We start from the raw sequence: 24975 nt of genomic DNA on the forward strand, positions 1-24975 counted from the left end.
TATACCATGAGCAAACTAGTACTGTTCGATTTCGACGGCACCCTGGCCGACACCGCCCCCGACCTGGCTGCGGCAGCCAACAAGGCCCGCGCCCGCAAGGGGCTTGCGCCCCTGCCCTACGAAACTTTGCGGCCCATGGCCTCGCAAGGTGCGCGCGGGCTGCTCAAGGCTGGGCTGGACATCGACCCCGGCCATCCCGAATACGAAGTGCTGAAACGGCAGTTTCTCGATGATTACGAACAAGACATGACCTCGCTGACCGTCCTGTTCGACGGTATTCCGCAGTTGCTGGCCACACTAAGGCAAAATGGCTACCGGTGGGGCATTGTCACCAACAAGGTCGAATACCTGGCCTTGCCGATCGTGCAACATCTGGGCCTGGCCGCCGACTGCACGGTAACAGTAGGCGGAGACACCGCAAGCCATCCCAAGCCGCATCCCGCCCCCCTGCTGTACGCCGCCGATAAGGCCGGTTTTACGCCCGAGCAATGCATTTACGTAGGGGACGACGAACGCGACGTCATCGCCGGCAAAGCCGCCGGCATGCCCACCATAGCTGCCGCCTATGGCTATTGCGGCCTGGGCGAAGTCAGCTCGTGGCAAGCCGACGCCATCGCGCGTACCCCTGCCGAAATCTGGCATGCGGTACAGCGGCTTTTGCCGGTGGACTGCGCTCCGGCCTGACTGCTACACCACCAGACACTAAAAAGGGCCAGATTTTCGTCTGGCCCCGTCTAGTGCTACATAGTGTAGCGTAGTGTTAGCTGGTGGAGTCGGGGGGAATTGAACCCCCGTCCGCAAGCCCTCTGCAGGCAGTTCTACATGCTTAGTCGGTTAATTTTAAAGTTTTAACCTCGGTGCGTGCCAACCAACAGGCCCTTCCTTGGCGATTCACATTAATTTAAGAATTGGCTGAGTGACCCAACCAACCCCGATTCTTTGTAAGTGACGTTGCTGTAGGTTTTACCCTACCTGACCCAAAGACAAATCAGTGCAACGGCTTACCGCATTAAGCGGCTAAAGCGAAACGCTCGTCGTTGGCGTTTGTATTGTTTCCAGTTGGATTTACGAGCTCACTGGCGCTCGGCATGCCCTGCTCTGTTTCGCGACCCACGTCGAAACCGGATCGACCCCAGTAATGCAAGTGTACCTTACATTACTAGGTTGGAGTGGCGTTACCGCATTTAGTTCCCGGGCCTGGAGCAGAACGGCCAAATTTTTCCGAAAACAGCCCGTTTTACGAAAAACCGCCAGCGTCGTGCCTTTGCACATGTCGCGAAGCCACAGAACTTGCCGACAACGGCAGAAGCCGCCTAAGACGCGCCTTTGCTCTCGGCCATCACCATCCACAAGACACCGAAGCGATCGGCCACCATGCCGAAGCTGGGCGAGAAAAACGTTTTCGCCAATGGCATTCGAACCTGGCCACCCTCGGACAAGGCCGAAAACATTTTTTTGGCCTCGATCTCGTCGCGCGTCGTCAGGGCCAACCCGAAGCCCTCGAACTTGGCTTTGCCCGCGCACTCGCCGTCGGACAGAAACAGGGTGGTATCGCCGATCTTCAGGCTGGCGTGCATGACTTTTTCAGAATTGTCGGGCTGGCCTTCGCGCTGCGGCGGCGGTTCCGGGGATTCTTTGAAGCGCATAAGCGCCTCGACCTTCGCGCCGATTGCTTGGCGGTAGAACTCGATGGCCTGGTCGGCTTTGCCATCCAGGAACAAATAAGAGAAGACTTGCATGATATTTCCTTGCTTAATGAGAAAACACAACCATGTCATTTCCTTGTGTACGGCGTACACATATTAACAATAAGCAAGAAGCGAAATCCATATTTACCATGAAAAAAACAGCCATGTTTGTGTAACGAAACATGGCTGCCAGGCAAGCCCGGACCACGGTTCTACAGGTCCCTGGCCCGGCCTCCGATGGTGGCGGCAAAACTGGCTATGAACGCGCCGAACAAAAGCGAGGCGAATGCCCAAAGGGAAAACGCAGCGGCCGCCTTGCGTGCCGCATCCGCCGCTTCCTTGGCGTTTTTCTTAAGATCCTGCGCCGACTCGACTGCCTGGGCAGTAACCTGGCTCAAGCGCCGCTGAGCTTCGACTTCGGGGATGCCCGCACATGCGGAAATAAGTTTCACCAGATACGACTGGTCTTCGGGGGACAACTTTCCTTGTGCCACGCTCCTGGCCAGAATGCGATTGACCTCGGGGCGAACGTCTCCCTGGCCGACCGCCTGGGCGGGGTCGGCCGGACGCAGCATGGTGTCGGTGAGATAATCCATCGCGGACCTTTCGCCGCCCCCCGCGGCTTGACCCGCCACCGCGCTGATCGCCCCCGCCCCGGATCCCGCCAGCGAGGCGCCGGCCTGCGACGCGCCCGAAACAACCGAAGCCGCTGTGGTTCCCAACAAGACCAGGCTTACCACGGCACTCAGCGCCCAGACCAGAAAGCCGTGGGCTGTGTCCCGGAAGTAGATCTCATCGCCTCTTGCATCCGTCCATTTCGTCCTTAGCCTTCCCGCCACATATCCCGCAATGCCATAGGCGATAAGTTGCGTCACAAACAGCCAAACAAGGGTGCCAACGGCGAACGCGGTGCCAGAGGCGCCCTCGCTATGCCAAGGCGACACCGCAAGAAATCCCAGGCCGGTGCCTCCGATTATCAAGGTGGCCGTCAGGGCCGCCGCTATGACGGCGCCGGCTATTACAGCGCCCCAGGATACCGCGGAATGTGCGGGTCCCACCAGAATATCCGGGCTTTGCGCATACGCGGGAATCGGTTCAGTTCTTTGCATGACATATCCTTTCAGTGATTGACCGCTCTTTGCCAGGCAAAGAGTCAATGCCAGAACAACGCAAGCAAAATAATTATCGGGATAGGAACGCCCAACAGCCACAGCAGAATGGATCGCATATGTTTTCTCCTTTTATTGGGGGAACCACGGCCCCGCCAAGGCCAAAGCAAGCAGCATGCCCATCCCGCACGCATAACGCAGCTTATTGATCCCATTCGCAACGGCACGGCACAACGGGCCCACATTGATTTTGATCTGGAAACGAATTCAAGCTACCATCCAAGCACGCTGACTTCCGTCATCGTTGCTCTGCCCAACACCGCAACCGTTCAGCCATTTCGATAGCCTGGCGGCTTGCTTCCCGTTATATCTGGAGATGTAGAAAATGGCGTTCAAGCTTCATGTGATTATCTGCAGTACCCGGCCCGGCCGTGTCGGGCCTTCCGTCGCCCAGTGGTTCGAAAACTTTGCCGCCCAGCACGGCAAGTTCGAAACAACCCTCGTCGACCTCGCGGAATTCAATCTGCCTTTGTACGATGAGCCGGTCCATCCCGTAATGCAAAAATACGAAAAAGACCACACCAAAAAATGGAGCGCCAGCGTGGCCGCGGCGGACGCCTATGTTTTTGTCACGCCCGAATACAACTACAACCCTCCTCCCGCTTTCGTCAACGCACTGAACTACGTCTACAAGGAATGGAATTACAAACCTTGCGGCTTTGTAAGCTATGGCGGGGTTTCAGGCGGCCTGCGCGCTGTGCAAATGGAAAAGCAATTGGTCACCACACTGAAGATGATGCCCATGGTCGAAGGCGTCGCCATCCCCATGGTTGCCACGCTTCTGGACGAAAACCGCAAATTCAAGTCCAACGACCTCATCGACACTTCGGCCCGCACCATGCTGGACGAACTGCATCGCTGGACCGGCCCGCTAAAGACCATGCGCGCATAAAAAAGCAGCTTGCCCCTTTTTGTGCAGGGGCAAGCTGTTTGAAGACCAGACGCCTTTATTTATCAGCCGGCGCGTGCCCGCGTCCGGAATAAACACAAGAAGCTGCGCATGACGAAAACCCTGCTTATCCGCAATGCCGATATAGTCGTCACCATGGACGATCAACGACGTGAGATTGCGCAAGGCTCCATCTTCATTCGCGGCAATGTCATCGAGCAGGTCGGCCCCGGCAATGAGCTTCCCCAAACGGCCGACGAAGTCATCGATGCGAGCGGCCATGTGGCTATACCCGGCCTGATCAACACGCATCACCACATGTACCAGACCCTGACCCGTGCGCTGCCCGCCGCGCAGGACGGGGAGCTCTTTCATTGGCTCACCAATCTTTACCCCGTGTGGGCGGGGTTGACGCCCGAGATGGTCGGGGTCTCGACGCAGACGGCAATGGCCGAACTGATGCTGTCGGGCTGCACTACCAGCAGCGACCATCTTTATATTTATCCCAATGGCTGCACGCTCGACCACAGTATCGAAGCCGCGCAGGAAATCGGCATGCGGTTTCACGCCGCGCGCGGCTCAATGAGCGTGGGCCAGTCCAAAGGCGGGCTGCCGCCCGATAGCGTGGTGGAAGACGAAGCCGCCATTCTGAAAGATACGCAGCGCTTGATAGAACGCTATCACGATGCACAGCCCTATGCGATGCAGCGCATCGTAGTGGCGCCGTGTTCGCCGTTTTCGGTCTCGCGCGATCTTATGCGCGAATCGGCGGTGCTGGCGCGCAGCTTCAAGGTGTCGATGCATACCCATCTGGCGGAAAACACCAACGACGTAGCCTATAGCCGCGAAAAATTCAATATGACGCCGGCCCAGTATGCCGAGGATTGCGGCTGGATCGGCCATGACGTATGGCATGCGCATTGCGTGCAGCTGGACGATGCCGGTATAGAGGTCTTCGGCCGCACTCGTACCGGTGTCGCCCATTGTCCGTGCTCGAACATGCGGCTGGCGTCCGGCATAGCGCCGGTGCGCAAGATGCTGGACTCGCAGGTGCCGGTGGGGCTGGGCGTGGACGGTTCTGCATCGAACGATGGCGGCCATATGCTGGGCGAAGTGCGCCAGGCCATGCTGCTGCAGCGGGTTGCGCATTGGGACAGCCTGGGCCCGGCGGCCCTCAGCGCGCGCCAGGCGCTCGAAATTGCCACGCTGGGCGGAGCCCAGGTGCTTGGCCGCGACGATATAGGCGCCTTGAAGCCCGGCATGGCCGCCGATATCGCACTATTCGACATGCGGCAAATCGGCTTTGCCGGCGCGCTGCACGACCCGGTGGCCGCGCTGGTGTTCTGCACCCCGTCCAACGTGGCCTACAGCCTGATCAACGGCCGCGTGGTGGTTCGGGAAGGCCGGCTTACAACACTCGACACCGCGCTGCTGTGCGAGCGCCACAACCGCCTGGCTTACGAACTGGCACAAGTGCATTAAGCTTTGCCGCGGCGCACGTGCGTGGCGGCCTAGAACAGTTGCTCCACCTTGAACAGAACCAGCAGTCCCATAATTGCAAAAATGGCGGCAGCCATCGTGTGCACCAGCTTCATGGGAATGCGCGCGGCAAACTTGTTGCCTACGAACACCGCCGGCACATCCGCTATCAACATACCCAGCGTCGTTCCGGCAATCACCAAGTAAGGCGCCATGTAGTTGGCCGCCAGGGCGATGGTGGCGATCTGCGTCTTGTCGCCCATTTCCGCCAGGAAAAACGTAATAAAGGTTGCGCCGAACACCCCAAGACGCCGGCCCAGTTGCGCCTCGTCGTCCTCCATTTTGTCGGGAATCAAGGTCCATGCGGCCATTCCCAGAAACGACAGGCCCAATACCCAGCGCAGCACTTCCGGATTCAAGACCGACGTGATCCAGGTGCCCAATGCACCCGCCAGGCCATGATTGACCAAAGTGGCGCAAAGTATGCCCAGGACGATGGGCACGGGTTTCTTGAAACGGGCGGCAAGAATGAAGGCCAGCAATTGCGTTTTATCGCCGATTTCCGCCAGCGCAACAACGCCTGTTGAAACGAGAAAAGCTTCCATGGATTGGAGTACCTAGTGTGCTGGCGGACACGATTGACCATGAGGGTCCCGCCAGCGTCGGACACCTTATGGCCAAAAGTCTTGCTAAGCACATACGGCTATTGCCGCGCCGCTTGCACCATGGACAATGCCAAGTATGTTGATGCAAGCCGCCCCGTTGCGGGGCGAAGCTACTCCCTAATGACGGCGTGATTGTACAGGATGGCCGCCGACGCGTCGAATGCCGCGCTAAAGCCCCCCTGCGCTCGGTGCTGCGGCGCCCGCGGAAGGGTCGCGCGGCATAGGCCGCAAAAACAGAACGCTGTGGCGCACCGGGACGGCTTACCGACGCCGCGCCGAGTACTTATAATGGATTCATCAAAACCCAGCGTCCTGCCTGTCCGGTGCGCAAGGTCAATTTCGGCGCCTGATGCCAGGCCCATCATACTTGCGAGGCCTCACCATGAGCACTGTACAAAACACAACCGCTTATACGCCCGAAACCGTTACGCAGCCTCGCGGCATCGAACGCCTGGTAAAGGGCGTGCCGACTTCCGACGGCGCCGGCGTAAAGCTTACCCGCGTACTGACACACGATTTACAGCAGCGGCTGGATCCTTATCTTATGCTGGACGCTTTCGGCAGCGACGATCCCGACGACTATATTGCCGGCTTTCCGAACCATCCGCATCGGGGCTTCGAAACCGTTACCTATATGATTTCAGGGCGCATGCGCCATAACGATAGCTACGGCCACGAAGGCATCCTGCAAAACGGCGGCGTGCAATGGATGACAGCCGGCCGGGGTGTCGTGCACTCGGAATTGCCCGAGCAGGAAGAAGGCCGCATGGAAGGCTTTCAGTTATGGCTTAACTTGCCCGCCAAAGACAAAATGACGGCCCCGGGCTATCACGACTTCCAGAACGATTCCATTCCCGAATTGCGCTTGGACAACGGCGTCAAGGCGCGCGTCATTGCCGGCCGCAGCCACGGGCTGGACGGAGCCATGCAGCGCGCCACCACCGAACCGCTCTACCTCGACCTGCATTTCGACTCCGCGGGCAGCTTCAGCCAAACGCTGCCGGCGGCCGCCAATGCATTTGTTTATGTGTACCAGGGCAGCGCCAGCATTGAAGGGCAAACGGTGCCGGAACATACGATGGCCATTTTGCGCAACGACCCCAAAGCCGACGGCGTCGTCCTGGAAAGCCAGGGCTCGGCGCGCGTGCTGCTGATTGCCGGCCTGCCGCTGCGCGAACCTATCGCCCAGTACGGACCTTTCGTCATGAATACCCAGCAGGAACTGGTTGAAGCGGTCAGCGACTTCCAGGCCGGCCTATTCGGGAAATCGCAATAACACGCCATCAAGGCTAATCCAAGGGCGGCCCGGCAAACCCGGTCGTCCCTTGGAATCCCCAATATGCGGCGACGTGCAAGTAGCGGGCAGCCGGCCTGTTAGAATTGGCCTTCTCCTCAAACGTTGGCCTTGCCGCACTGTGACCTCTTCTACTTTCTCCAGCCTGCCCCTGTCTCCCGCCCTGCTCGAAAACCTCGAGCGGCTGGAATATCGCAGCATGACGCCCATACAGGCCCAGAGCCTGCCCTTGATACTGCAAGGCAAGGACGTCATAGCCCAGGGCAAGACCGGCAGCGGCAAAACCGCCGCGTTCGGGCTGGGCATCCTGCATACGCTCAAACAAGCCTGGTTCGGCACGCAGGCCCTGGTGCTCTGCCCTACGCGCGAGCTTGCCGAACAGGTAGCAACCGAATTGCGCCGCCTGGCGCGGGCCGCGGACAACATCAAGATTCTGACGCTATGCGGCGGCGCCCCCATCCGGCCGCAGATCGAATCGCTGCAGCACGGGGCCCACATTATCGTGGCAACGCCCGGGCGCCTGCTGGACCACATCGAACGCGCCAGCGTGGATTTGTCGGGCCTGAAAACCCTGGTGCTGGACGAGGCCGACCGCATGGTGGACATGGGGTTCTATGATGACTTGGTCACTATCGTCAAAGCCTGCCCCATACGCCGGCAAACCTTGCTGTTTTCGGCCACCTATCCCGACAATATTCGCAAGGCCAGCGCCCGCTTCCTGAATCGACCCGTCGAGGTCAGGCTGGAATCCGTGCACGACGGCTCGCAAATCGAACAGTTTTTCTATGAAATAAACCCGGCGTACCGCAATGCCGCGGTCGCCAAGCTGCTTGAACACTTCAGGCCCACATCGACCCTGGCATTTTGCAACACCAAGGCACAGGTGCGCGAATTGGTCGTGGACCTGCGCGAGCGCGGCTTCTCGGCGCTGGCCCTGCACGGCGACCTGGAACAGCGCGAGCGCGAAGATGTGCTGGTGCAATTTACCAATCAAAGTTGTTCGGTGCTGGTCGCAACCGACGTGGCCGCCCGAGGCCTGGACATCCAGACGCTGGATGCCGTCATCAACGTGGACATCACACCGGACGCGGAAGTGCATATCCACCGCATCGGCCGCACCGGCCGCAACGACGCCAAAGGACTGGCCCTAAGCCTGGTGGCGCCGGCCGAAATGCGATGGGCGGCGCTTATAGAAGCGTATCAAGGCAAACCCATCGTCTGGTCCAAGCTGGACAAGCTCAAACCGACAGGCGAAGGCCCGGTTCAGGCCCCCATGGTGACCTTGTGCATACAGGGCGGCAAAAAAGACAAACTGCGCCCGGGCGACCTGGTGGGCGCATTGACCAAGGACGCCGGCTTTGCCTTCGAGCAAATCGGCAAAATCACGGTATTCGAGTTTGTGACTTTCGTTGCGCTGAACCGGCATATCGCCAATGATGTATTCGACAAGCTTAGCGAAGGCACTATCAAAGGCCGCCGTTTCAGAATGCGCTTCATGCACAACGACTTGTATCTTTGATTGCCGGCAAACGCCTGCCCTAGCTCAGATTTTCCTTGACCCAGGCCTCGCCGTCCATGGCAAGCTGCATGACCATCCGCACGATCTGCAGCTCGGTCTTGCCGGCTTCCCGCTGGCGGCCGGCATAAGCCTCCAGGCTCTCGTCGGTGGGCAGCCAGTCGCGCTCGGGCTGGACTTCAAGTCCATCCAAATGTTTGATATTGCCATTGGGCAAAATATACCAATCGTTCATTTTCTGGGCTCCTACTCTTCTTCGACGAGATAGCCTTTGAACAAATGGCCCAGCTTGATGGCCTTGGTGCGCAGGTAGCCTTCGTTATAGCGGTTTCGGTTGACCTGCAATGGAATGCGTTCGGTTACATCGATGCCCAGTTCGCGCAATGCGTCGACTTTGCGCGGATTGTTGGTCATCAGGCGCAAACGCTCAATGCCGAAGTGGTCCAGCATGGGCTTGCATAGGTCGTAGCGGCGCAGATCGGCGGGAAAGCCAAGCTGTTCGTTGGCCTCGACCGTATCGGCCCCCTGGTCTTGCAGGTTATAGGCACGGATCTTGTTCAGCAGGCCAATGCCGCGGCCTTCCTGGCGTAAATAAAGCAAGGCTCCGCGCCCTTCGGCCGCGATCATTTCCAGCGCCGTTTCCAGTTGGGCGCCGCAGTCGCAGCGTTGGCTGAACAGGCCGTCGCCGGTCAGGCACTCGGAATGGACACGCGCAAGCACGGGTTCGCCGTTGTCCAGGTCACCTAACGTAAGCATGACGTGTTCTTTGCCTGTTTCAGGCACGACAAAGGCATGCAACTGGAACATGGCCCAGGGCGTGGGCAATTTGCAGGAAGTAACGTAGTCCAATTTTATTCTCGAGAACCGCAATGCTGCATTATAAACGCGAGGCGGAAAGGGGCGCCTCGATGCTTCGCTGCCGCGCGGCTCGCGGCCCCCGAATGGACGATTCGGAGGCTACAAAAGGTTTTGCAAGGCGTACTCGCCGGGGCTTTCGTCCCAGAAGTCGCTGGCCAGCATAGCGCGGATGCGGGTTACGGCCTGCGAGCGCAACTGCGACACCCGCCCTTCTGTAATCCCCATGACCGCACCGATTTCCTTTTGGTTCAAATCCTGCTCGAACTGCAGGGAAAGCAGCATTTTTTCACGTTCCGGCAAGCTTTGGATTGCGCCGACCAGGGCTTCGCGCAAGCCGTCCGAAACCAGTGCATTCAAGGGATTGGACCATTCGCCCTGTGCTTCGGACTGCAATTGCGGATGATCCAGGCCGTCGCCGGACTCGCCGTGATTGCGTGCCAGATCTTCGTAGTGAATGACTTGAACGCCGCGTGCATCTTCCAGCAGCTCTTGATATTCCTGCAGCGACAGCCCCATTTCCTGGGCTATTTCAAGCTCGGTGGCCGGGCGCATCAGCCGGTGGCTCAATTGATGAATGGCCTGCTCGATACCTTTGGTTTTGGTGCGTACGCTGCGCGGCAGCCAATCCTGGCTGCGCAGTTCGTCCAGCATGGACCCGCGAATCCGCATGACCGCATAAGTCTCGAATTGAGCGTCGGGCGTTTTCTGGTAGCGACGGATGGCATCCAGCAAACCCATAAGCCCCGCCTGCATCAAATCATCAAGCTCGACACTGGCGGGAAGCCTTGAGATAAGCTGCAAAGCCAGGCGGCGCACCATAGGAGCGTACTGCCCGACCATTTGGTCTTCGGAACTCGACATGCGTTAATAATTTGGTCGCAAAAATGAACAGATTACGTATTTTCCCCGGTTTCAACCAAAAGATAGACTGAAGCTGCCCCGACTTTTATCGCCTATTCGCCGGATTAGACGCAAAAAACCCTAAAGTTTCCCTTTGGAACACCGTTAAGGTATTCGACAGTTTGTCGAGCAGAGCCCTAGCAGGCTGGCCACATGGCCAATTACTCAAGACCTGGGGGCGCTGCATTATCCGTCAGCGGCTGGTTTTCCGAAACTCGGGGATTTTTTCATGGTCAACCCAATATCTTCCGCTTTGTCTAGCGCCATCAACCCGGCTCCGCCTGAAATCGAAAGACCTGCCGTCTTTCCGGAACCGGCCCGGCAAGTAACCGCTACGGCAGAAACCTTAAGCGCCAATGCCTTCAACGACGCCAGGCAGCAAACCCCGCAAGACACCTTCCAATTGCCGCTGGATAAAGCGCTGGAAGAGTTGAACAACAGCATGCAGGCCTGGTCCACCGGAATGCGCTTCGACGTCGATGAAGACGCCCAACGGGTTGTTGTTTCCATTATTGACAGCGCAACCGGTGAAGTGCTGCGTACCGTTCCCAGCGACGCGGTCGTGCGGGTCGCGAAAATGATAGTGCAGTTACAGGGTAAAGGCATCGACACACAGGCCTGAACGCGGTTCGGCTTGCGGCATTTGCCGCTGGACGGCAAGGCAAACGAACAAAATAGGTAGCTTTAGCATGTTTATCACTTACATTAAACCTGCTTCGACTACGCGACAATACATGGATCAGGAGTTTTAAAATGGCAATTTCTTCAATCGGCGTAGGTTCGAACCTGCCTCTGGATAAGCTGCTTGACGACTTGCGCAACAGCGAAAACAACGCGCTGCTGGCTATCCAGTCCAAGCAAATCACGGCCGAGAACCGCCTGTCGGCCTACAGCAAGCTGGCCAGCAGCATCGACGCCCTCAAGGCCGCCGGCGCGGCTATTTCCAACACAGACACATTCGGCGCGCTCAAATCCAGCGTCACCGGGGACGGCCTGACCGTCAGCGCCTCAAGCAAGGCAATTGCCGGGCAATACAGCATCAAGGTAGAAACCCTGGCCACCGCGCAAACCCTGGTTACTTCGGGGCAGGCCAGCCGCACCGACGCCAACGGCACTGACGGCATCATAACCATCACCCTGGACGACGGCACGGCAAAGACGCTGGATCTTGCCGGCAAAAGCACCTCGCTCGAAGGCCTGGTCAGCGCCATCAATGCCGACCCCAAGCTGGGCGTACAAGCCACCATCGTCAACGACGGCTCGGGCACTCCCCACCGCCTGCTGCTTACCAGCACGAAAACCGGCACTAAGGCCTCGGTGGCGTCCATAGACGTTTCAGGAAACAGCACCCTGCAAGGCATCATCGGCTACGACAGCGCCACCACTCCCCCTGCTGCGAATATGTCCGTAACGGCCGCAACCAATGCGGCCATTACGATCAACGGCATTGCCATCAGCAGCCAGGCCAACACCATTACCGATGCCATCGACGGCGTGACGCTCTCGTTGACCAAGGCAGACCTCAACGCCACCAATACCGTCGTGATTTCCCGCGACGATTCTGCCGCAACCAAGGCCATCGGCGCTTTCGTATCGGCCTACAACAGCCTGCAAAGTACGATCAAGTCGCTGACTACATACGATGTCACTCAAAAACAGGGCAGCGCCCTTACCGGCGACTCCCTGGCCCGGCGCGTACAAACCCAGTTTCAAAGCGTCCTGAACGTCGTCGGCGATACCGGCACAATACGCAGCCTGGGCGCGATAGGCATCAAGTCCGACCCCAAGACCGGCGTGCTCAGCATCGACAACGACAAACTGACCGCCGCTCTGAAGGACCATCTGCCGGATGTGCAGAATCTGCTTACCGGCGAAAATGGGCTTACCAAAAAAATAGCCACGATCGCCGATAGCTTCTTGGCCACAGACGGGCTCATCAACGCAGCAAAAGAAGGCACCGACCGCAGCATTGTCGACCTGAAAAAACAATACGACGCAACATCGGCGCGCATCGACTCCAAGATGGAAGTCTATCGCGCACAGTTCACCGCGCTGGACACCATGGTGGCCCAGATGAACTCTGTCAGTACCTACCTGACCCAACAGCTTTCCATGCTGGGCAACAATAGCAGCAATAAATGACCTATTCCTTACCGCAAGGCGCCCGGCGCCCTCGATCGGCCCAGGCCTATGCCACTATTGGGCTCGAAACCCAGGTGCTCAGCGCCAGTCCCGAGCACCTTATCACCCTGCTGTTCAACGGGGCGCAGGCGGCCATCGCCAAGGCCCGGCTATATATGCAGAACGGCAATATCCAGGGCCGCGGCACGGCCATTTCAAAAGCCATCGACATCGTCGATTCGGGTTTGAAAGCCAGTGTCGACCGGGAAGCCGGCGGCGAACTGGCTACCAACCTGACAGCCACCTATGAACTGATCATCCGCAATCTGCTGTTGGCCAATCTTAATGCCGACCTGGAAAAGCTGGACCTGGCGAACCGCCTGCTTACCGAAATCGGCGACGCATGGCGAATTTCCGTCGACCCAAGCCGCTCCGAGCACGCTCCATCCCAATAAGGAACAAGGCTTGCTTGCCAAGCCTCGCTGTTTGCACTGTTTTCACCTATTAAGCAAGACCGTCGCCTCGGCACGGCAAAAATTTATGACGCCAACCTCCGCACCCGTGCTGCGCCAGTACGAAATCATTGCAGAGATATCCGGACATATGTTGCAGCAAGCTCGCTCCAACGACTGGGACACTGTTATTGAGCTCAGTAAAAATTACTACGAGGCTGTGGAGCAGTTGCGCAGGTTCGCACCGCTGGATCAGAACGACAGAATCGCCCGTCAATCCCTGCTCACCAAAATCCTGGACGACGACGCCCGCATCCGCGACCTGGCCTCGCCCGAGCTGCGCCGACTGGGTGCGATGCTGGGCAACATGAAACGCCAACAGTCCGTTCTGGAAACCTATTGCGCTCCCGCCCGTACTGAGCGTTCATGAGCATAGGCGGCCCTTCCGCTCTTGGCACCTTGCTGGTCCAGCGGCTGGATGCCGTCCTGGGAACGACGCTTTCGCAACAGACGAATCTTGCTTCGGGCGCCCGGCCCGACGCGGTCAGCCAGCCGGGGCAGCCGCTTAGTCCCGACCCCGCGCAAAACCAGACAGCGCGCGACTCGCGCAGTACGGTCGACAAAGTGCTGGAGCAAAGCGGCCAGCAACTGCGCCAGACTGTGGAGAAAACCAAGCTCGATGCGCAGCAGTCCATTCTGGCCGGACGCAACCAGCCGGCCACCTCCAGCACACCCTCCGCACCCACTACGTTGGGATCGGCAGCCAGGGCTATTCTGGCTTTGCTGCAAAGTTTCCCCGAAAGCGCGCCCCCATTGAAAGGCAAGTCGCCACTTGCCGGGGCCGACCCCAAGGCAGCGCCCGCCCAGGCCGGCACGCCGACGCAAGATTCGCAGCAAACTCCACGAACAACGGCGGGCGCGGCAGCAACGAATCAAGCCGGCGGCCCAAGCGGCGGCTCCGCGCCTTCAGGCGGCCTGCCATCCGCAAACTCGGCCGTCGGCAACGCAGCCAGCGGCGTGGCAGGCGCGCCGCCGGGCGCGGTGCCCAACGCACCCGCGGCAACCGCGGCGCAGTTCGTCCAGGCGCTGTCGCAAACCCTGCAAAACAGCGGCCTGTTCTACGAGTCACACCTAAGCAACGTCGCCTTCGGCGCGCAAGATGCCGCCACCCTGCATAATGAACCCCAGGCCCACGCCGGACGCAACGCAAGCGCCCATCCAGGTTCTACGGCAGCCCCAGCGCCGGCCGAAGCCGCCCCCCGCTCCGGCGCGGATGCGGCCCAGCCGAACACCGCCGGCACGGCAACCGCGGCGCAAGCCGGTGCCGCCCAGAACAGCGCTCTTGCAGGACTGCATCCCGACACGCACTTGCTGGTGCGCCAGCAACTTGAAGTATTGGCCAATCAAACCGTCGCCTGGCGCGGCGAAGCCTGGCCCAACGCGCCCATGCAATGGGAAGTGACACGCGAAAACAGCAGCTCGGAACACGAAGAAGCCGTTTCGCATTGGGCAACCCGCCTGACGTTGAACTTGCCCAATCTGGGTGAAATCCAGGCACGCATCAACCTTTCGGACCGGCAAATCGTCATGCAGCTCGTCGCGCCCGAATCGGCCACGCTGTTGGATCAAAACCAGGATGCATTGCGAAGCCATTTGCTGGCTCGCGGCCTGCAAGTCGGTGCATTGTCCGTGCGTGAGCAAGCGGCGGAAGACCAGCCTGCGCAGCAAGTTGCCGCGGCGCCGGAGGCACGCGCATGAGCCCCGTCCCCGGACCCAATGCGGGCCGCCCCGGCGCTGTCGCCATTACCTACGACAAAAGCGATACCGCGCCGCGCGTCGTGGCAAAAGGTTATGGAACGATGGCCGAAACCATTATCCGGACGGCCAAGGAAAATGGTTTGTATGTTCATGAGTCGCCCGAACTGGTCGGGCTGCTGATGCAAGTAGACCTGGATCAACATATTCCGCCCCAGCTTTATCAAGCCATCGCGGAACTGCTTGCCTGGCTTTACAAGCTGGAAGGCGAATCTTTCAAGCAGCCCTGACTGCAGGCCCATGCCGTTGCGGCATCATCGGCCCAAGGCAGGCTAGGCCCGCAAACCGCGCTTGATATGTAGCTTGATATGTATGTATATAGCCGGCGCCATCAAACAGGCATGCTGGCGATTTCCTGGTAGGCGGCCACAAGGCGATTGCGCACCTGGACCGTTGCCTGAAATGCAATGCCCGCCTTTTGCATGTCTATCATTACGTCATTCAGGGAAACGCCAGGGGCTCCCAACTCGAAAGCCTGGGCCTGTGCCGTGGCAGCGTTCTGGGTTGCCGATACTTTTTGCAGTGAACGCTGCAGTTCTGCGGCAAAGCCACCCTGGACCGAAGGCTTGTCGTCGGTGCGCATTGAAGGCGACGAAGCCGCCTGCGCCACCGCGCGCATCTGCGCAAGCATGTTCTCGATACTGGATAATTGTGAAATAGCCATTATGTCCGGATACAAAAGCGGAAAAACGGGCCAGTACAAAACATGCCGGCCTTCTCTATAACGTACTGTATCCAAAACGCCCCGCAAGCAAGCGGCGCATCAAGCGGCAAAACACCGGCTTATTCCATTCTTACGACATTGCAAATGGGCGACCACGCTATCCATTACAGATAACTGAGCCCCAAAACCATCGTTTTTCAACCATTGGCTACCGAAAGATACACGCAATAATTCAGGCCACAAGATATCGTCAACCTGATTCCCGCCGCATGCCTAACCTGTTCACGAACTGCCTTACGCCACCGCCGTATTTTCGCCCCTGCGCAGCAAGAGGCTCTCGATGAGCCAACAGGCCGCATTGCTGGCCCGCTTTCCCGCACTCGAGAAATTAAGCAATCTACCCAAGCCGGTGTTGATCGGTGCCGCGGCCGCCGTGATCGCTGTTGTCGTTGTGCTTCTTCTGCTGGGCCGAGCCCCCGCCTATGGCTTGCTGTTCTCGAATCTTGAAGACCGCGACGGCGGTGCCATTGTTACGGCATTGACGCAAATGAATGTGCCCTACCAGTTTTCGGAAAGCGGCAGCGCCATTCTCGTTCCCAAAGACAAGGTCCACGAAGTACGCTTGCAGTTGGCGGGCCAGGGACTGCCGCGCGGCGGCGGAGTGGGCTTCGAGCTGATGGACAACACCCGCTTTGGCGCCAGCCAGTTCACCGAACAAATTACATACCAGCGCGCGCTGGAAGGTGAACTGGCCAATACCATCCAGGCCGTGCATGCTGTAAAAACCGCCCGCGTTCATCTTGCCATTCCCCGCGAATCCTTGTTCGTGCGCGAACGCCAGGCACCGACCGCATCGGTGCTGCTGACCTTGCAACAGGCCCGAACTCTCAGCGCCGGCCAGGTCGCAGCCATTACCTGGCTGGTGTCGTCCAGCGTGCCCAATCTGTCCGCCGAGAACGTATCGGTAATCGACCAGAACGGGCGCCTGCTTACCTCGCCCACCGGCGAAGCCGGCGTGGACGGTACGCAACGCAGCTTTGTTCACGACGTAGAACAGCGCACTGTGCAACGCATCATGACCCTGCTTACGCCGCTGGTCGGCGCCGGCAATGTCCGCGCACAGGCAAGCGCCGAGGTCGACTTTTCACAGCGCGAGCAAACATCGGAAGTCTACCGCCCCAATCAAACCCCGGGCGAAGCCGCTGTGCGCAGCGAACAAACCAGTTCATCGGTGCAATCGCGCGTCCAGCCGCCCGAAGGCATTCCCGGCGCGCTGACCAACCAGCCGCCGGCCAATGCCACGGCGCCGATCACCACAGCACCGGCGCAGCCGCCCGCCCGGCCCGGCGCCGGAGCCGGCAATAACGCTGCCAATAACGCCGCAAACACCGCGGCCGCGCAGACAGCCCTGGGCACCGGCAGCAATGCCGCACAAAACACCGTGCCAAGCAGCAGCCAGAACAACGCAACCATCAACTATGAAGTGGACCGCACGATCAGCCATGTCAAGGATCCCACCGGCAAGCTGCAGCGCCTGTCGGTTGCTGTAGTCATCAACCACCAGCTCAATGAAGACGGCAAGTTCGTTCCTGTGTCCGACGACGAACTGCAAAAACTCAATAGCCTGGTCAAGGACGCCATGGGGTATTCGGCTGAACGAGGCGACACGCTCAGTATCATCAACAGCCCGTTCAACGACAATTCGGCGGCCAGCCTGCCCATCTGGAAGGACCCGGAATACCAGGCTTTAGCCATGCAATTAGCGCAATACCTGTTCATCATCATCGGCCTGTTCTTTGTCTGGAAGAAAATCGTCAAGCCGTTGGTAAATAACATAAGCCAGGCCGGCGCCGCCAAGCTTGCTGCCAGCGCCGAACTGAAGTCCGAGCAGGCGGCAGCGGCGGCAGCGGCCGCAATCGCGGCCAAGCGGGCCTCGGAGATCAGCCGCTACGAAGACAACCTGAACGTGGCGCGCAATCTGGCTGAAAAAGATCCGCGCGCCGTGGCAATGGTATTGCGCTCCTGGATGGAAAAAAATGGCAAGTAAGAATCCCAACCTCGAGAGCTGCGCCATTCTGATGATGTCGCTGGGCGAAGACTCCGCCGCCGAAGTATTCAAGTACCTGTCCGCCCATGAAGTCCAGCAAGTGGGCGCGGCCATGGCCAATCTCAAGCAAATTACCCGGCACGACGTCGACGAAGTCCTGGAAGGCTTTCGCCAGGAGGCGGACCAATTCATGGCGGTTACTGTCGGCTCCGACGAATACATACGCGCCGTCCTTAACAAGGCGCTGGGCAATGACAGGGCCGCGGGCCTTATTGAAGACATTCTGGAAGCGGGGGACGGCGCCAACGGTATAGATGCATTAAATTGGCTGGATGCCAACAGCGTTGCCGAACTGATCGCCGACGAGCATCCGCAAATCATCGCCACCATCCTGGTCCACCTCGAACGCGACCGCGCCTCAGGCGTGCTGGCCTTGCTGAACGAACGCCTGCGCAACGACGTCATGCTGCGTATCGCAACCTTCGGTGGAGTACAGCCCGCCGCCTTGCACGAGTTGACCGATGTGCTCAACGACATGCTGTCCGGCCAAGGCGCCAAGCGCAGCAAGATGGGCGGCGTGCGCACAGCCGCCGAGCTCTTAAACTTCATGAACTCCAGCGAAGAAGAAGCCGTCATTGCCAGCTTGCGCGATCTGGATGCCGACCTGGCCCAGCGCATCGTCGACGAGATGTTCGTGTTTGAAAACTTGATCGACATCGAAGACTTTGCCATCCAGCTCATCCTCAAGGAAATCGATACCGATTCGCTGATGATCGCCCTGAAGGGCTCGGCCGAAGAGCTGCGCGAAAAATTCCTCAAGAACATGTCCAACCGCGCCGCGGAAATGCTGCGCGACGATATCGAGGCCCAGGGCCCGGTACGCATGTCCCGAGTGGAAGAAGAGCAAAAGGCCATCCTGCAAGTAGCCCGCCGCCTGGCCGAAACCGGTCAATTTACCTTGGGCGGTCTTGGAAAAGACGAATATGTCTGAACACAAGCCGGCATCTTCGCAGCCCTACGCCAACCTGGGTTGGCGGCGTTGGGAAATGGACACTGTCGCGCAACCGCCCGCCCCGGCCGCCGAGCAAACAGGCAATGCCCCTGCCGCCTTGCCCAACGACGTCGTGGCTCAGCTCGAAGAGCTGGGCCGCTCTATTCGTGTCAAGGCCCAGCGCGCGGGACACGATGCCGGCTACGCGGCGGGCCACGCCGAAGGCTACGCCGCCGGCCTGACCCAAGGGCTCGACACCGGCACCAAACAAGGCCGCGACCAGGGCTTCCAGGCCGGCCATGCGCAAGGCCTGGACTTTAGCAAGCAAGAAGCCCAGCAACTTGGCGCCCTGGCTTCGGCATGCGCCCAGTCGCTAAGCACTATAGAGAACGACGTGGGGCAGGCGCTGATCGGCCTGGCCATCAATATTGCGCAACAAGTAGTGCGCAGCACATTGCAGGCCAACCCGGAAAAAATCCTCGATACCGTACGGGACATCCTGTATCTGGAAAGCGGCCAGGACGGTACCCTGCAGCTGCGCGTGCACCCGGACGATCTGCAACTGATACGAGAGCACCTGGCCGATGAGCCGGGCGCCGCCAAATGGCGTCTGATCGCCGACGAAACCATACTGCGCGGCGGCTGCACCGCCGAAACCCTGCTGGGCAATATTGACGCCACGCTGCAAACGCGCTGGAAACGCGTTACATCCGCACTGGGCTTGCCCGGCGCCTGGGAAATCGCTCCATGAGCGGCGCGCCCGCCGGCCGGCTTGCCAACGCCGCTCAGCGCTGGCGGGCGCAGTTGGATATCGGCGCAAGCCGGGTCTCCAGCACCGAGTCCTGGCACACGACAGGAAGGATCACGCGCGCAACGGGATTGGTACTGGAAGCGACCGGACTGCGCCTGGCCGTCGGCGCGGCTTGCAAGATCGAAATTTCGCCCAGCCAAGATAGCTGGGCGGACGCGGAGGTCGTTGGCTTTAATGACCACACTTTGTACTTGATGCCGCAAAGCGATATCTCGGGCCTGCCCCCGGGCGCACGCGTCGTGCCGGTCGAGGCCGGATTGCGGCATGCCATCGACTTGCCCCTGTATGCTGTGGCCGAGAACCCCATCACCACCAAAACCCGCCATTTGCCGGTCGGGGACGCTTTGCTGGGGCGCGTGCTGGACGGCGCTGGGCAGCCCCTGGACGGCCTGGGCCCCTTGCGCAACGTCGTACCGGCTCCGCTCAGCGCGACGGCCATCAATCCTTTGGCCCGGGCGCCGATCGACTCGGTCCTGGATGTCGGAGTGCGTGCCATCAACGGCCTGTTGACCGTCGGACGCGGGCAACGCATGGGCCTGTTCGCCGGGTCGGGCGTCGGGAAAAGCGTACTGCTGGGCATGATGGCGCGCTATACCGCCGCCGATGTCATCGTCGTCGGGCTCATCGGCGAACGCGGCCGTGAAGTCAAGGAGTTCATCGAACACAATCTCGGACCCGAAGGCCTGAAGCGCTCTGTCGTCGTCGCCGCGCCGGCCGATGTGTCGCCTTTGCTGCGCCTACAGGCCGCCGTATACGCCACCCGCCTTGCCGAGCATTTTCGCGACCAGGGCAAGAACGTACTGTTGATCATGGATTCGCTTACCCGCTATGCTATGGCGCAACGTGAAATAGCGCTGGCCATCGGCGAGCCGCCCGCCACCAAAGGCTATCCTCCATCGGTTTTTGCCAAACTCCCGGCGCTGGTCGAGCGCGCCGGCAACGGCGCATCCGTCGACGGCAGGCCCGCGGGCTCGATCACGGCCTTCTATACCGTGCTGACCGAAGGCGACGACCAGCAAGACCCGATTGCCGACTCGGCCCGGGCCATACTTGACGGACACATCGTACTGTCGCGCAGCCTGGCTGAGTCCGGCCACTATCCGGCCATCGACATCGAAGCGTCCATCTCGCGCGTCATGTCCGCCATTGTTCCAAAGGAACAATTCAGCATGGTGCATCAGTTCAAGAAAATGCTGTCGCGCTACCAGCGCAACCGCGACCTGATTGCCGTGGGCGCCTACACCATGGGGAACGACCCGAACATCGACGAAGCGATCGAAAAATACCCTTGGCTGGAAGCGTACTTGCAGCAAGGCATAGAAAGCCGCATCGACTATGCACGCGCCACCGGCGAACTGGCTGCCGTGCTGGGCCACGAAAAGCCGGACCCGGGAGCCGTCCATGCATAAATCCAATCCGCTCGACACGCTCATCGAGCTTACCCTGAACCAGGCCGAGCAGGCGGAAAGAAAACTGCAGCTTCTGACAGCGGAACGGCGCAATGCGCAAGAACAGCTTTCCACCCTGCATGTTTATCGCCAGGATTACGCCGAGAGACTGATGAAATCCACGGAATCGGGGATGTCGGCCTCGAACTATCATAATTTTAGGCAGTTTATCGCCACTTTGGACGAGGCCATTTCACAGCAAAATAGAGTGGTGGCACATATCGACCTGAAAATCGAGGCCGGCAAAAAGCACTGGTATGCGGAAAAACGCCGCCTTAGCTCGTTTGAAACGCTGCAAGCCAGGAAAAAACAACAGCAGCGTGTCGTTGACAACCGCAACGAACAACGCGCCAACGACGAAATTTCAGCCAATATTTTTCGCCGAACCGGCAACCTACATTAATTTCGAGTCCAGCCATGAACACACCGACAATCGCCGCTGCGCTTTCCAGCCCCTCCCCGCAAGCGGGGCGGGCGGCCGGCAATTCCAGCGACGCTGAAAGCGGCGCCAGCTTTTCTCATGTGCTGGGCGATCAACAGGCCGCCATCGGGCAACAAGGCCGCACCGAGACCCACCCGGCCGCCGGCGGCGCAACGGGGCAAACCGTAAAGGGCAAAGCCGAACCGTCCGCCAAGAACAAGGCCGGCGCTGAAGACGCCCCAAGCGACGCCGCGCTGTCCGAACTGGCGGGCGAACAAGGTTTGTCTCTGCCGCAGATCGCGCTTAGCCTTGCCGCCCACGCCCTGGCAGGAACAGCGCAAGGCCCGGCACAGCCGTCTGAAGACTCGGACTTGGCCGCGCAGGCGCCAACGCAAGCTTTACAACGCGGCAAAGCCGATCTGGCCACCCTGCTCGCCAAGGCCGCGCCAGCGCAAGGCGACACGCCCGCCAAGGCCGACCCTCAGGCCGTGGGCGGCGAAGCCGTCCTTTCCGCGCGGTTCAGCGTCGCGGGCGCGGGCGCACAGCAATTTGCACCAGCCAACCCTGCGCTGACCGAAGCCGCCGCCCCCGGCGCACGTACGGCAACCAAGCTTGTACGCGCGTCGGCCGCGGGCGCACAAGCGGTCGACAAGCCGGCCGGCCAGGCCGCACAGCAAGTCCCCACTTCCACCCAGAACGCGCTTGGCGCAATCGCCGCGGCAAACACCGCCGCGGCGCTGCCGGACAGCATAAGTTCAACGCCTCTCAGTACCCCGCCCACGTATGACATCTCGGCCCTGGCAGGCGCGGCCCCCCAGACACAAAACGCCGGCAACGCTATGTTTACCGGCGCCAGCCTGGGAATTTCCGCTCCGCTGCAAAGCCCGCAATGGCCCAGCGACTTCGGCCGCCAATTCGTGATGCTGTCGCAGAATGCGGGCAACCAGCCTCAAACCGCCGAATTGCGCCTGGATCCCCCCGAACTGGGGCCTATCCGCATTACCATCAACATCAATGACAATGTCGCCCATGCGGTATTCGTTTCCGCTCATGCGTCAGTACGCAGCGCCATTGAAAATGCCCTGCCTCAATTGCAGCAGCAATTGGCGCAGGCAGGCATTTCCCTGGGGCAAGCCAACGTAAGCGACCAAGGCCAGCAACAGTCCGCCTTCCAGCAATCATTCCAGGCCAGCGGCCAGCACACAGGCCGCTCCACAAGCGCCGGTGCCGCCAACGGCCTTGAAAGCGCGGTCGCCCAGGCCGGCGCACGCGCAACCCAGAATCCGAATTCGCTGGTAGACACCTTCGCATAACGCCGGCAGCACCTACAGTCCAAGAACCATTTGAATCGATCCCGAAGAAACCATGGCAACCCCTGAAGCAAAAAACACCTCGAAGCTCATTAAAACCATATTGCTTATAGTTCTGATCATCGGGATAAGCATTGCCAGCACATTTTTTCTGCTGAAACAGTTCGGCCCCAGCTTGCTGGGAGCACAGCCAGCGCTGGCCGTCGAGCCGCAGGCGCCTGTAGTGCCCAAGCCTATTTTCCTGGCTCTTGAACCCTTCACCGTTACCCTGAACGAACCACGTGCCAACCGCATCCTGTACGCTGAAATCAGCCTGCGCGTGATGGACGACACAGCGCGCCAACAGCTTCAAACCTACATGCCCGAAGTCCGCAGCCGCGTATTGGCCGAGATGGCTCGATACGACGCGATCAGCCTGCAAAGCACCGAAGGCCGCTCGCAGCTTACCAATAACGTACTTGCCGCCCTTAAAGCTCCCTACGATAGCCAGTTGGCCGCTCCCGCCATTTCCAGCGTTTTGTTTACCGCGTTCGTGGTCCAATAAATGCCGTACTCGAACTTTCTCTCGCAAGATGAAGTCGATGCGCTGCTGGCGGGCGTAACGGGCGAAAGCGACAGCGCACCAGCGGCGGCCAAAAATACCAACGGCGTCAGGCCCTACGACCTTAGCTCCCCCGATCGCGTCGTGCGCCACCGCATGCAGACGCTCGAACTCATCAACGAGCGGTTCGCCCGGCGCATGCGCTCTACCTTGCTAAGCTTCATGCGTCGCAATGCCGACATCACCGTGTCGGCGATCAAAGTCCAGAAGTACTCCGATTTCGAACGCAACCTGCCCGTGCCCAGCAACCTGAACATGGTCAGCATGAAACCTCTGCGCGGTGTTTCGCTGTTCACTTTCGACCCCAACCTGGTCTTTCTTGTTATCGACAGCCTGTTCGGCGGCCACGGCCGCTACAACACGCGCGTCGAAGGCCGCGACTTCACCACGACGGAACAGCGCATCATCCGCCGTCTGCTGAATTTAACGCTGGACAGCTACGGCACAGCCTGGCAAAGCGTGTATCCGGTCGAGTTCGAATATATCCGCTCGGAAATGCACACCAAGTTCGCCAGCATTACCAGCGGCAACGAAATCGTGGTCGTATCTTCGTTCAATATCGAACTGGGCGCATCGGGCGGCAACCTGAATATCTGCCTGCCTTATTCCATGATAGAACCCGTGCGCGACTTGCTTACGCGGCCATTGCAGGAAAACACCATGGAAGCGGTGGATCAGCGCTGGATGCACCAGCTTTCTCGCCAGGTTCGCAGCGCCGACGTCGAGCTGACCGCCGAATTCGCAACCATACCCTCTTCTATCGCCGAACTGCTCAGGATGCAGGTTGGCGATGTATTGCCTATCGACATAAAGCCTGTCATCACCGCCCGCGCCGGAGAAGTCCCCGTCCTGGAGTGCACCTACGGTACGCACAACGGGCGCTATGCGCTGCGCGTGCAAAAAATGCTGGCCAACTCTGAAATCGAACCAACCAAAGCGACTCACCATGACTGATCCAAACCAAGACGCCGACAAAGAAAGCAAGACGCCGGAAACCACGGACGCGGATTGGGCTGCCGCCCTGTCCGAGCAGACGGCGCAAACCAAGCAAGCCAATCAGGCCGACGGCCTGCAGCAGGACATGGACGACTGGGCCAGCGCCCTGGCCGAACAAACCGCGGCCATCGGACCCGCACCCGAAGATACCGCCGCGCCCGCCGCCCCCAGCGCCGCCGCACATGTTTTCCAGCCGCTGGTCGATAGCGCCGCCGAAGGCGACAGCGATATCGACTTGATCATGGACATTCCGGTGCAGTTGTCGGTTGAGCTGGGACGCACCAAGCTCACCATCAAGAATATTCTGCAACTGGGCCAGGGCTCGGTCGTCGAGCTGGACGGACTGGCAGGCGAACCCATGGATATTTTCGTTAACGGCTACCTTATCGCCCAAGGGGAAGTGGTGGTTGTCGAAGACAAGTACGGCATACGCCTGACCGACATCATCACGCCGTCAGACAGGCTGAACCGACTGAACAGCCGCCGCTAAACATGATCGAAGCCGACATTCTGCGCCTGATAACCAGCCTGTTCATTATTGTTGCGCTGATCCTGGCCTGTGCCTGGATCACGCGCCGCAGCGGCTGGCTGCGCGCAGCGCAAGGCCAAAGCATCAAGCTTGCCGGCACCCAGAGCCTGGGCGGGCGCGCCTACGTTTCCATCGTCGAGGTCGAAGACGCCAGGCTGGTCATCGGCGTGACCGGCAACCAGGTGACGCTGCTGCACACCATGCCTCCTTCGCCCGCGCCAGGATTAAAGCAAGCGGACCGCCCCGCCGCCGAACCGATTTCATTTGCGAGTTCGCTTACACGGGTGTTGTCCCGCCGCCGCGCCTGACGC

28 protein-coding genes, 1 other RNA gene and 1 riboswitch are annotated in these 24975 nt (G+C 59.8%); of the genes, 21 read left to right on the plus strand and 8 right to left on the minus strand.

Features of this window, described 5'->3' with window-relative positions; genetic code table 11:
- Positions 1-6: 6 nt before the first annotated feature.
- Positions 7-684, plus strand: coding sequence for a phosphoglycolate phosphatase (gph, locus tag DFR37_RS01915; RefSeq protein WP_113931551.1), 678 nt, complete (start codon positions 7-9; stop codon positions 682-684).
- A gap of 81 nt (positions 685-765) precedes the next feature.
- Here gph and ssrA read toward each other — a convergent pair.
- The 3 genes from ssrA to DFR37_RS01930 all read right to left on the minus strand — a co-directional run bounded on the left by ssrA (position 766) and on the right by DFR37_RS01930 (position 2797).
- Positions 766-1134: a transfer-messenger RNA gene (ssrA, locus tag DFR37_RS01920) on the minus strand.
- A 179-nt stretch (positions 1135-1313) separates the two neighbouring features.
- Positions 1314-1739, minus strand: a complete 426-nt coding sequence (locus DFR37_RS01925; protein ID WP_113931552.1) for a VOC family protein — start codon at positions 1737-1739, stop codon at positions 1314-1316.
- A 161-nt stretch (positions 1740-1900) separates the two neighbouring features.
- The gene (locus DFR37_RS01930; RefSeq protein WP_113931553.1) at positions 1901-2797 is read right to left on the minus strand and encodes a hypothetical protein; all 897 of its coding nucleotides are present in this window, start codon (positions 2795-2797) and stop codon (positions 1901-1903) included.
- Between the two features lie 385 nt (positions 2798-3182).
- Between DFR37_RS01930 and DFR37_RS01935 the strand changes: the two genes are divergently transcribed.
- Both DFR37_RS01935 and DFR37_RS01940 read left to right on the plus strand, forming a co-directional pair.
- Positions 3183-3749, plus strand: coding sequence for an NADPH-dependent FMN reductase (locus DFR37_RS01935; RefSeq protein WP_113931554.1), 567 nt, complete (start codon positions 3183-3185; stop codon positions 3747-3749).
- 108 nt (positions 3750-3857) lie between these two features.
- Positions 3858-5228: an 8-oxoguanine deaminase gene (locus tag DFR37_RS01940; RefSeq protein ID WP_113931555.1), complete on the plus strand. Its 1371-nt coding sequence runs from the start codon at positions 3858-3860 to the stop codon at positions 5226-5228.
- Positions 5229-5257: 29 nt separating this feature from the next.
- Here the strand turns inward: DFR37_RS01940 and DFR37_RS01945 are convergent, their stop codons facing one another.
- Positions 5258-5830 carry a TMEM165/GDT1 family protein gene (locus DFR37_RS01945; RefSeq protein ID WP_113931556.1) on the minus strand — a complete coding sequence of 191 codons (573 nt, stop codon included), beginning with the start codon at positions 5828-5830 and terminating at the stop codon, positions 5258-5260.
- Positions 5831-5916: 86 nt separating this feature from the next.
- Positions 5917-6021: riboswitch (yybP-ykoY riboswitch) on the minus strand.
- A 251-nt stretch (positions 6022-6272) separates the two neighbouring features.
- Between DFR37_RS01945 and DFR37_RS01950 the strand changes: the two genes are divergently transcribed.
- Positions 6273-7166: a pirin family protein gene (locus tag DFR37_RS01950; RefSeq protein ID WP_113931557.1), complete on the plus strand. Its 894-nt coding sequence runs from the start codon at positions 6273-6275 to the stop codon at positions 7164-7166.
- A gap of 139 nt (positions 7167-7305) precedes the next feature.
- Complete coding sequence (dbpA, locus tag DFR37_RS01955) at positions 7306-8703, plus strand: ATP-dependent RNA helicase DbpA (RefSeq protein WP_113931558.1); 1398 nt, start codon at positions 7306-7308, stop codon at positions 8701-8703.
- Positions 8704-8722: 19 nt separating this feature from the next.
- Here the strand turns inward: dbpA and DFR37_RS01960 are convergent, their stop codons facing one another.
- The 3 genes from DFR37_RS01960 to DFR37_RS01970 form a co-directional block, all read right to left on the minus strand.
- The gene (locus tag DFR37_RS01960) at positions 8723-8935 is read right to left on the minus strand and encodes a hypothetical protein (RefSeq protein ID WP_113931559.1); all 213 of its coding nucleotides are present in this window, start codon (positions 8933-8935) and stop codon (positions 8723-8725) included.
- Between the two features lie 11 nt (positions 8936-8946).
- Complete coding sequence (ribA, locus tag DFR37_RS01965; RefSeq protein ID WP_113931560.1) at positions 8947-9549, minus strand: GTP cyclohydrolase II; 603 nt, start codon at positions 9547-9549, stop codon at positions 8947-8949.
- Positions 9550-9657: 108 nt separating this feature from the next.
- Positions 9658-10419 carry an RNA polymerase sigma factor FliA gene (locus tag DFR37_RS01970; protein WP_113931561.1) on the minus strand — a complete coding sequence of 254 codons (762 nt, stop codon included), beginning with the start codon at positions 10417-10419 and terminating at the stop codon, positions 9658-9660.
- 268 nt (positions 10420-10687) lie between these two features.
- Between DFR37_RS01970 and DFR37_RS01975 the strand changes: the two genes are divergently transcribed.
- The 6 genes from DFR37_RS01975 (at position 10688) to DFR37_RS02000 (ending at position 15076) form a co-directional block, all read left to right on the plus strand.
- Complete coding sequence (locus DFR37_RS01975; protein WP_113931562.1) at positions 10688-11080, plus strand: flagellar protein FlaG; 393 nt, start codon at positions 10688-10690, stop codon at positions 11078-11080.
- 131 nt (positions 11081-11211) lie between these two features.
- On the plus strand, positions 11212-12600 hold the full coding sequence (gene fliD / locus DFR37_RS01980; RefSeq protein ID WP_113931563.1) for a flagellar filament capping protein FliD: 1389 nt from the start codon (positions 11212-11214) through the stop codon (positions 12598-12600).
- Entirely contained in the window at positions 12597-13034 is a 438-nt protein-coding gene (fliS, locus tag DFR37_RS01985) for a flagellar export chaperone FliS (RefSeq protein ID WP_113931564.1), read from the plus strand. Before fliD ends, fliS begins: the two co-directional genes overlap by 4 nt.
- 85 nt (positions 13035-13119) lie before the next feature.
- Entirely contained in the window at positions 13120-13461 is a 342-nt protein-coding gene (locus DFR37_RS01990) for a flagellar protein FliT (protein WP_113931861.1), read from the plus strand.
- Positions 13458-14789 (plus strand): flagellar hook-length control protein FliK, encoded by a 1332-nt coding sequence (fliK, locus tag DFR37_RS01995; protein WP_113931565.1) that lies wholly within the window; start codon positions 13458-13460, stop codon positions 14787-14789. Before DFR37_RS01990 ends, fliK begins: the two co-directional genes overlap by 4 nt.
- Complete coding sequence (locus tag DFR37_RS02000) at positions 14786-15076, plus strand: EscU/YscU/HrcU family type III secretion system export apparatus switch protein (RefSeq protein WP_113931566.1); 291 nt, start codon at positions 14786-14788, stop codon at positions 15074-15076. The genes fliK and DFR37_RS02000 overlap by 4 nt, the downstream gene beginning before the upstream one ends.
- A 101-nt stretch (positions 15077-15177) precedes the next feature.
- Here the strand turns inward: DFR37_RS02000 and fliE are convergent, their stop codons facing one another.
- Positions 15178-15510, minus strand: coding sequence for a flagellar hook-basal body complex protein FliE (fliE, locus tag DFR37_RS02005; RefSeq protein ID WP_113931862.1), 333 nt, complete (start codon positions 15508-15510; stop codon positions 15178-15180).
- A 340-nt stretch (positions 15511-15850) separates the two neighbouring features.
- Here fliE and fliF point away from each other — a divergent pair, with 340 nt between their 5' ends.
- Genes fliF through fliO form a run of 10 tightly spaced genes read left to right on the plus strand, consistent with a single transcriptional unit; the run spans position 15851 to position 24972 of the window.
- Positions 15851-17557 (plus strand): flagellar basal-body MS-ring/collar protein FliF, encoded by a 1707-nt coding sequence (gene fliF / locus DFR37_RS02010; protein ID WP_113931567.1) that lies wholly within the window; start codon positions 15851-15853, stop codon positions 17555-17557.
- Complete coding sequence (gene fliG / locus DFR37_RS02015; RefSeq protein WP_113931568.1) at positions 17547-18548, plus strand: flagellar motor switch protein FliG; 1002 nt, start codon at positions 17547-17549, stop codon at positions 18546-18548. The genes fliF and fliG overlap by 11 nt, the downstream gene beginning before the upstream one ends.
- Entirely contained in the window at positions 18541-19299 is a 759-nt protein-coding gene (gene fliH / locus DFR37_RS02020; protein WP_113931569.1) for a flagellar assembly protein FliH, read from the plus strand. The genes fliG and fliH overlap by 8 nt, the downstream gene beginning before the upstream one ends.
- Entirely contained in the window at positions 19296-20768 is a 1473-nt protein-coding gene (gene fliI / locus DFR37_RS02025) for a flagellar protein export ATPase FliI (RefSeq protein ID WP_113931570.1), read from the plus strand. Before fliH ends, fliI begins: the two co-directional genes overlap by 4 nt.
- Positions 20761-21210, plus strand: a complete 450-nt coding sequence (fliJ, locus tag DFR37_RS02030; RefSeq protein ID WP_113931571.1) for a flagellar export protein FliJ — start codon at positions 20761-20763, stop codon at positions 21208-21210. Before fliI ends, fliJ begins: the two co-directional genes overlap by 8 nt.
- Before the next feature lie 14 nt (positions 21211-21224).
- Positions 21225-22541, plus strand: coding sequence for a flagellar hook-length control protein FliK (locus DFR37_RS02035; RefSeq protein WP_113931572.1), 1317 nt, complete (start codon positions 21225-21227; stop codon positions 22539-22541).
- Positions 22542-22593: 52 nt separating this feature from the next.
- Positions 22594-23082 (plus strand): flagellar basal body-associated FliL family protein, encoded by a 489-nt coding sequence (locus DFR37_RS02040; RefSeq protein WP_113931573.1) that lies wholly within the window; start codon positions 22594-22596, stop codon positions 23080-23082.
- Entirely contained in the window at positions 23083-24093 is a 1011-nt protein-coding gene (gene fliM / locus DFR37_RS02045; protein ID WP_113931574.1) for a flagellar motor switch protein FliM, read from the plus strand.
- Complete coding sequence (gene fliN / locus DFR37_RS02050; protein WP_113931575.1) at positions 24086-24625, plus strand: flagellar motor switch protein FliN; 540 nt, start codon at positions 24086-24088, stop codon at positions 24623-24625. The genes fliM and fliN overlap by 8 nt, the downstream gene beginning before the upstream one ends.
- Positions 24626-24627: 2 nt before the next feature.
- Positions 24628-24972, plus strand: coding sequence for a flagellar biosynthetic protein FliO (gene fliO / locus DFR37_RS02055; RefSeq protein WP_113931576.1), 345 nt, complete (start codon positions 24628-24630; stop codon positions 24970-24972).
- Positions 24973-24975 lie beyond the last annotated feature (3 nt).

The organism is Eoetvoesiella caeni (assembly GCF_003315175.1).
Lineage (GTDB): Bacteria > Pseudomonadota > Gammaproteobacteria > Burkholderiales > Burkholderiaceae_B > Eoetvoesia > Eoetvoesia caeni.

Coding starts and splice junctions, on each gene's coding strand:
- DFR37_RS01935 (WP_113931554.1), top strand. CDS start 3,183: ATGGCGTTCAAGCTTCATGTGATTATCTGCAGTACCCGGCCCGGCCGT.
- fliM (WP_113931574.1), top strand. CDS start 23,083: ATGCCGTACTCGAACTTTCTCTCGCAAGATGAAGTCGATGCGCTGCTG.
- DFR37_RS01960 (WP_113931559.1), bottom strand. CDS start 8,935: ATGAACGATTGGTATATTTTGCCCAATGGCAATATCAAACATTTGGAT.
- DFR37_RS01940 (WP_113931555.1), top strand. CDS start 3,858: ATGACGAAAACCCTGCTTATCCGCAATGCCGATATAGTCGTCACCATG.
- DFR37_RS01970 (WP_113931561.1), bottom strand. CDS start 10,419: ATGTCGAGTTCCGAAGACCAAATGGTCGGGCAGTACGCTCCTATGGTG.
- DFR37_RS02000 (WP_113931566.1), top strand. CDS start 14,786: ATGAGCCCCGTCCCCGGACCCAATGCGGGCCGCCCCGGCGCTGTCGCC.
- DFR37_RS01945 (WP_113931556.1), bottom strand. CDS start 5,830: ATGGAAGCTTTTCTCGTTTCAACAGGCGTTGTTGCGCTGGCGGAAATC.
- fliJ (WP_113931571.1), top strand. CDS start 20,761: ATGCATAAATCCAATCCGCTCGACACGCTCATCGAGCTTACCCTGAAC.
- fliN (WP_113931575.1), top strand. CDS start 24,086: ATGACTGATCCAAACCAAGACGCCGACAAAGAAAGCAAGACGCCGGAA.
- DFR37_RS01950 (WP_113931557.1), top strand. CDS start 6,273: ATGAGCACTGTACAAAACACAACCGCTTATACGCCCGAAACCGTTACG.
- DFR37_RS02035 (WP_113931572.1), top strand. CDS start 21,225: ATGAACACACCGACAATCGCCGCTGCGCTTTCCAGCCCCTCCCCGCAA.
- fliD (WP_113931563.1), top strand. CDS start 11,212: ATGGCAATTTCTTCAATCGGCGTAGGTTCGAACCTGCCTCTGGATAAG.
- fliK (WP_113931565.1), top strand. CDS start 13,458: ATGAGCATAGGCGGCCCTTCCGCTCTTGGCACCTTGCTGGTCCAGCGG.
- fliO (WP_113931576.1), top strand. CDS start 24,628: ATGATCGAAGCCGACATTCTGCGCCTGATAACCAGCCTGTTCATTATT.
- DFR37_RS01990 (WP_113931861.1), top strand. CDS start 13,120: ATGACGCCAACCTCCGCACCCGTGCTGCGCCAGTACGAAATCATTGCA.
- gph (WP_113931551.1), top strand. CDS start 7: ATGAGCAAACTAGTACTGTTCGATTTCGACGGCACCCTGGCCGACACC.
- fliH (WP_113931569.1), top strand. CDS start 18,541: ATGTCTGAACACAAGCCGGCATCTTCGCAGCCCTACGCCAACCTGGGT.
- fliI (WP_113931570.1), top strand. CDS start 19,296: ATGAGCGGCGCGCCCGCCGGCCGGCTTGCCAACGCCGCTCAGCGCTGG.
- DFR37_RS01930 (WP_113931553.1), bottom strand. CDS start 2,797: ATGCAAAGAACTGAACCGATTCCCGCGTATGCGCAAAGCCCGGATATT.
- DFR37_RS01975 (WP_113931562.1), top strand. CDS start 10,688: ATGGTCAACCCAATATCTTCCGCTTTGTCTAGCGCCATCAACCCGGCT.
- DFR37_RS01925 (WP_113931552.1), bottom strand. CDS start 1,739: ATGCAAGTCTTCTCTTATTTGTTCCTGGATGGCAAAGCCGACCAGGCC.
- DFR37_RS02040 (WP_113931573.1), top strand. CDS start 22,594: ATGGCAACCCCTGAAGCAAAAAACACCTCGAAGCTCATTAAAACCATA.
- fliS (WP_113931564.1), top strand. CDS start 12,597: ATGACCTATTCCTTACCGCAAGGCGCCCGGCGCCCTCGATCGGCCCAG.
- fliE (WP_113931862.1), bottom strand. CDS start 15,510: ATGGCTATTTCACAATTATCCAGTATCGAGAACATGCTTGCGCAGATG.
- fliG (WP_113931568.1), top strand. CDS start 17,547: ATGGCAAGTAAGAATCCCAACCTCGAGAGCTGCGCCATTCTGATGATG.
- fliF (WP_113931567.1), top strand. CDS start 15,851: ATGAGCCAACAGGCCGCATTGCTGGCCCGCTTTCCCGCACTCGAGAAA.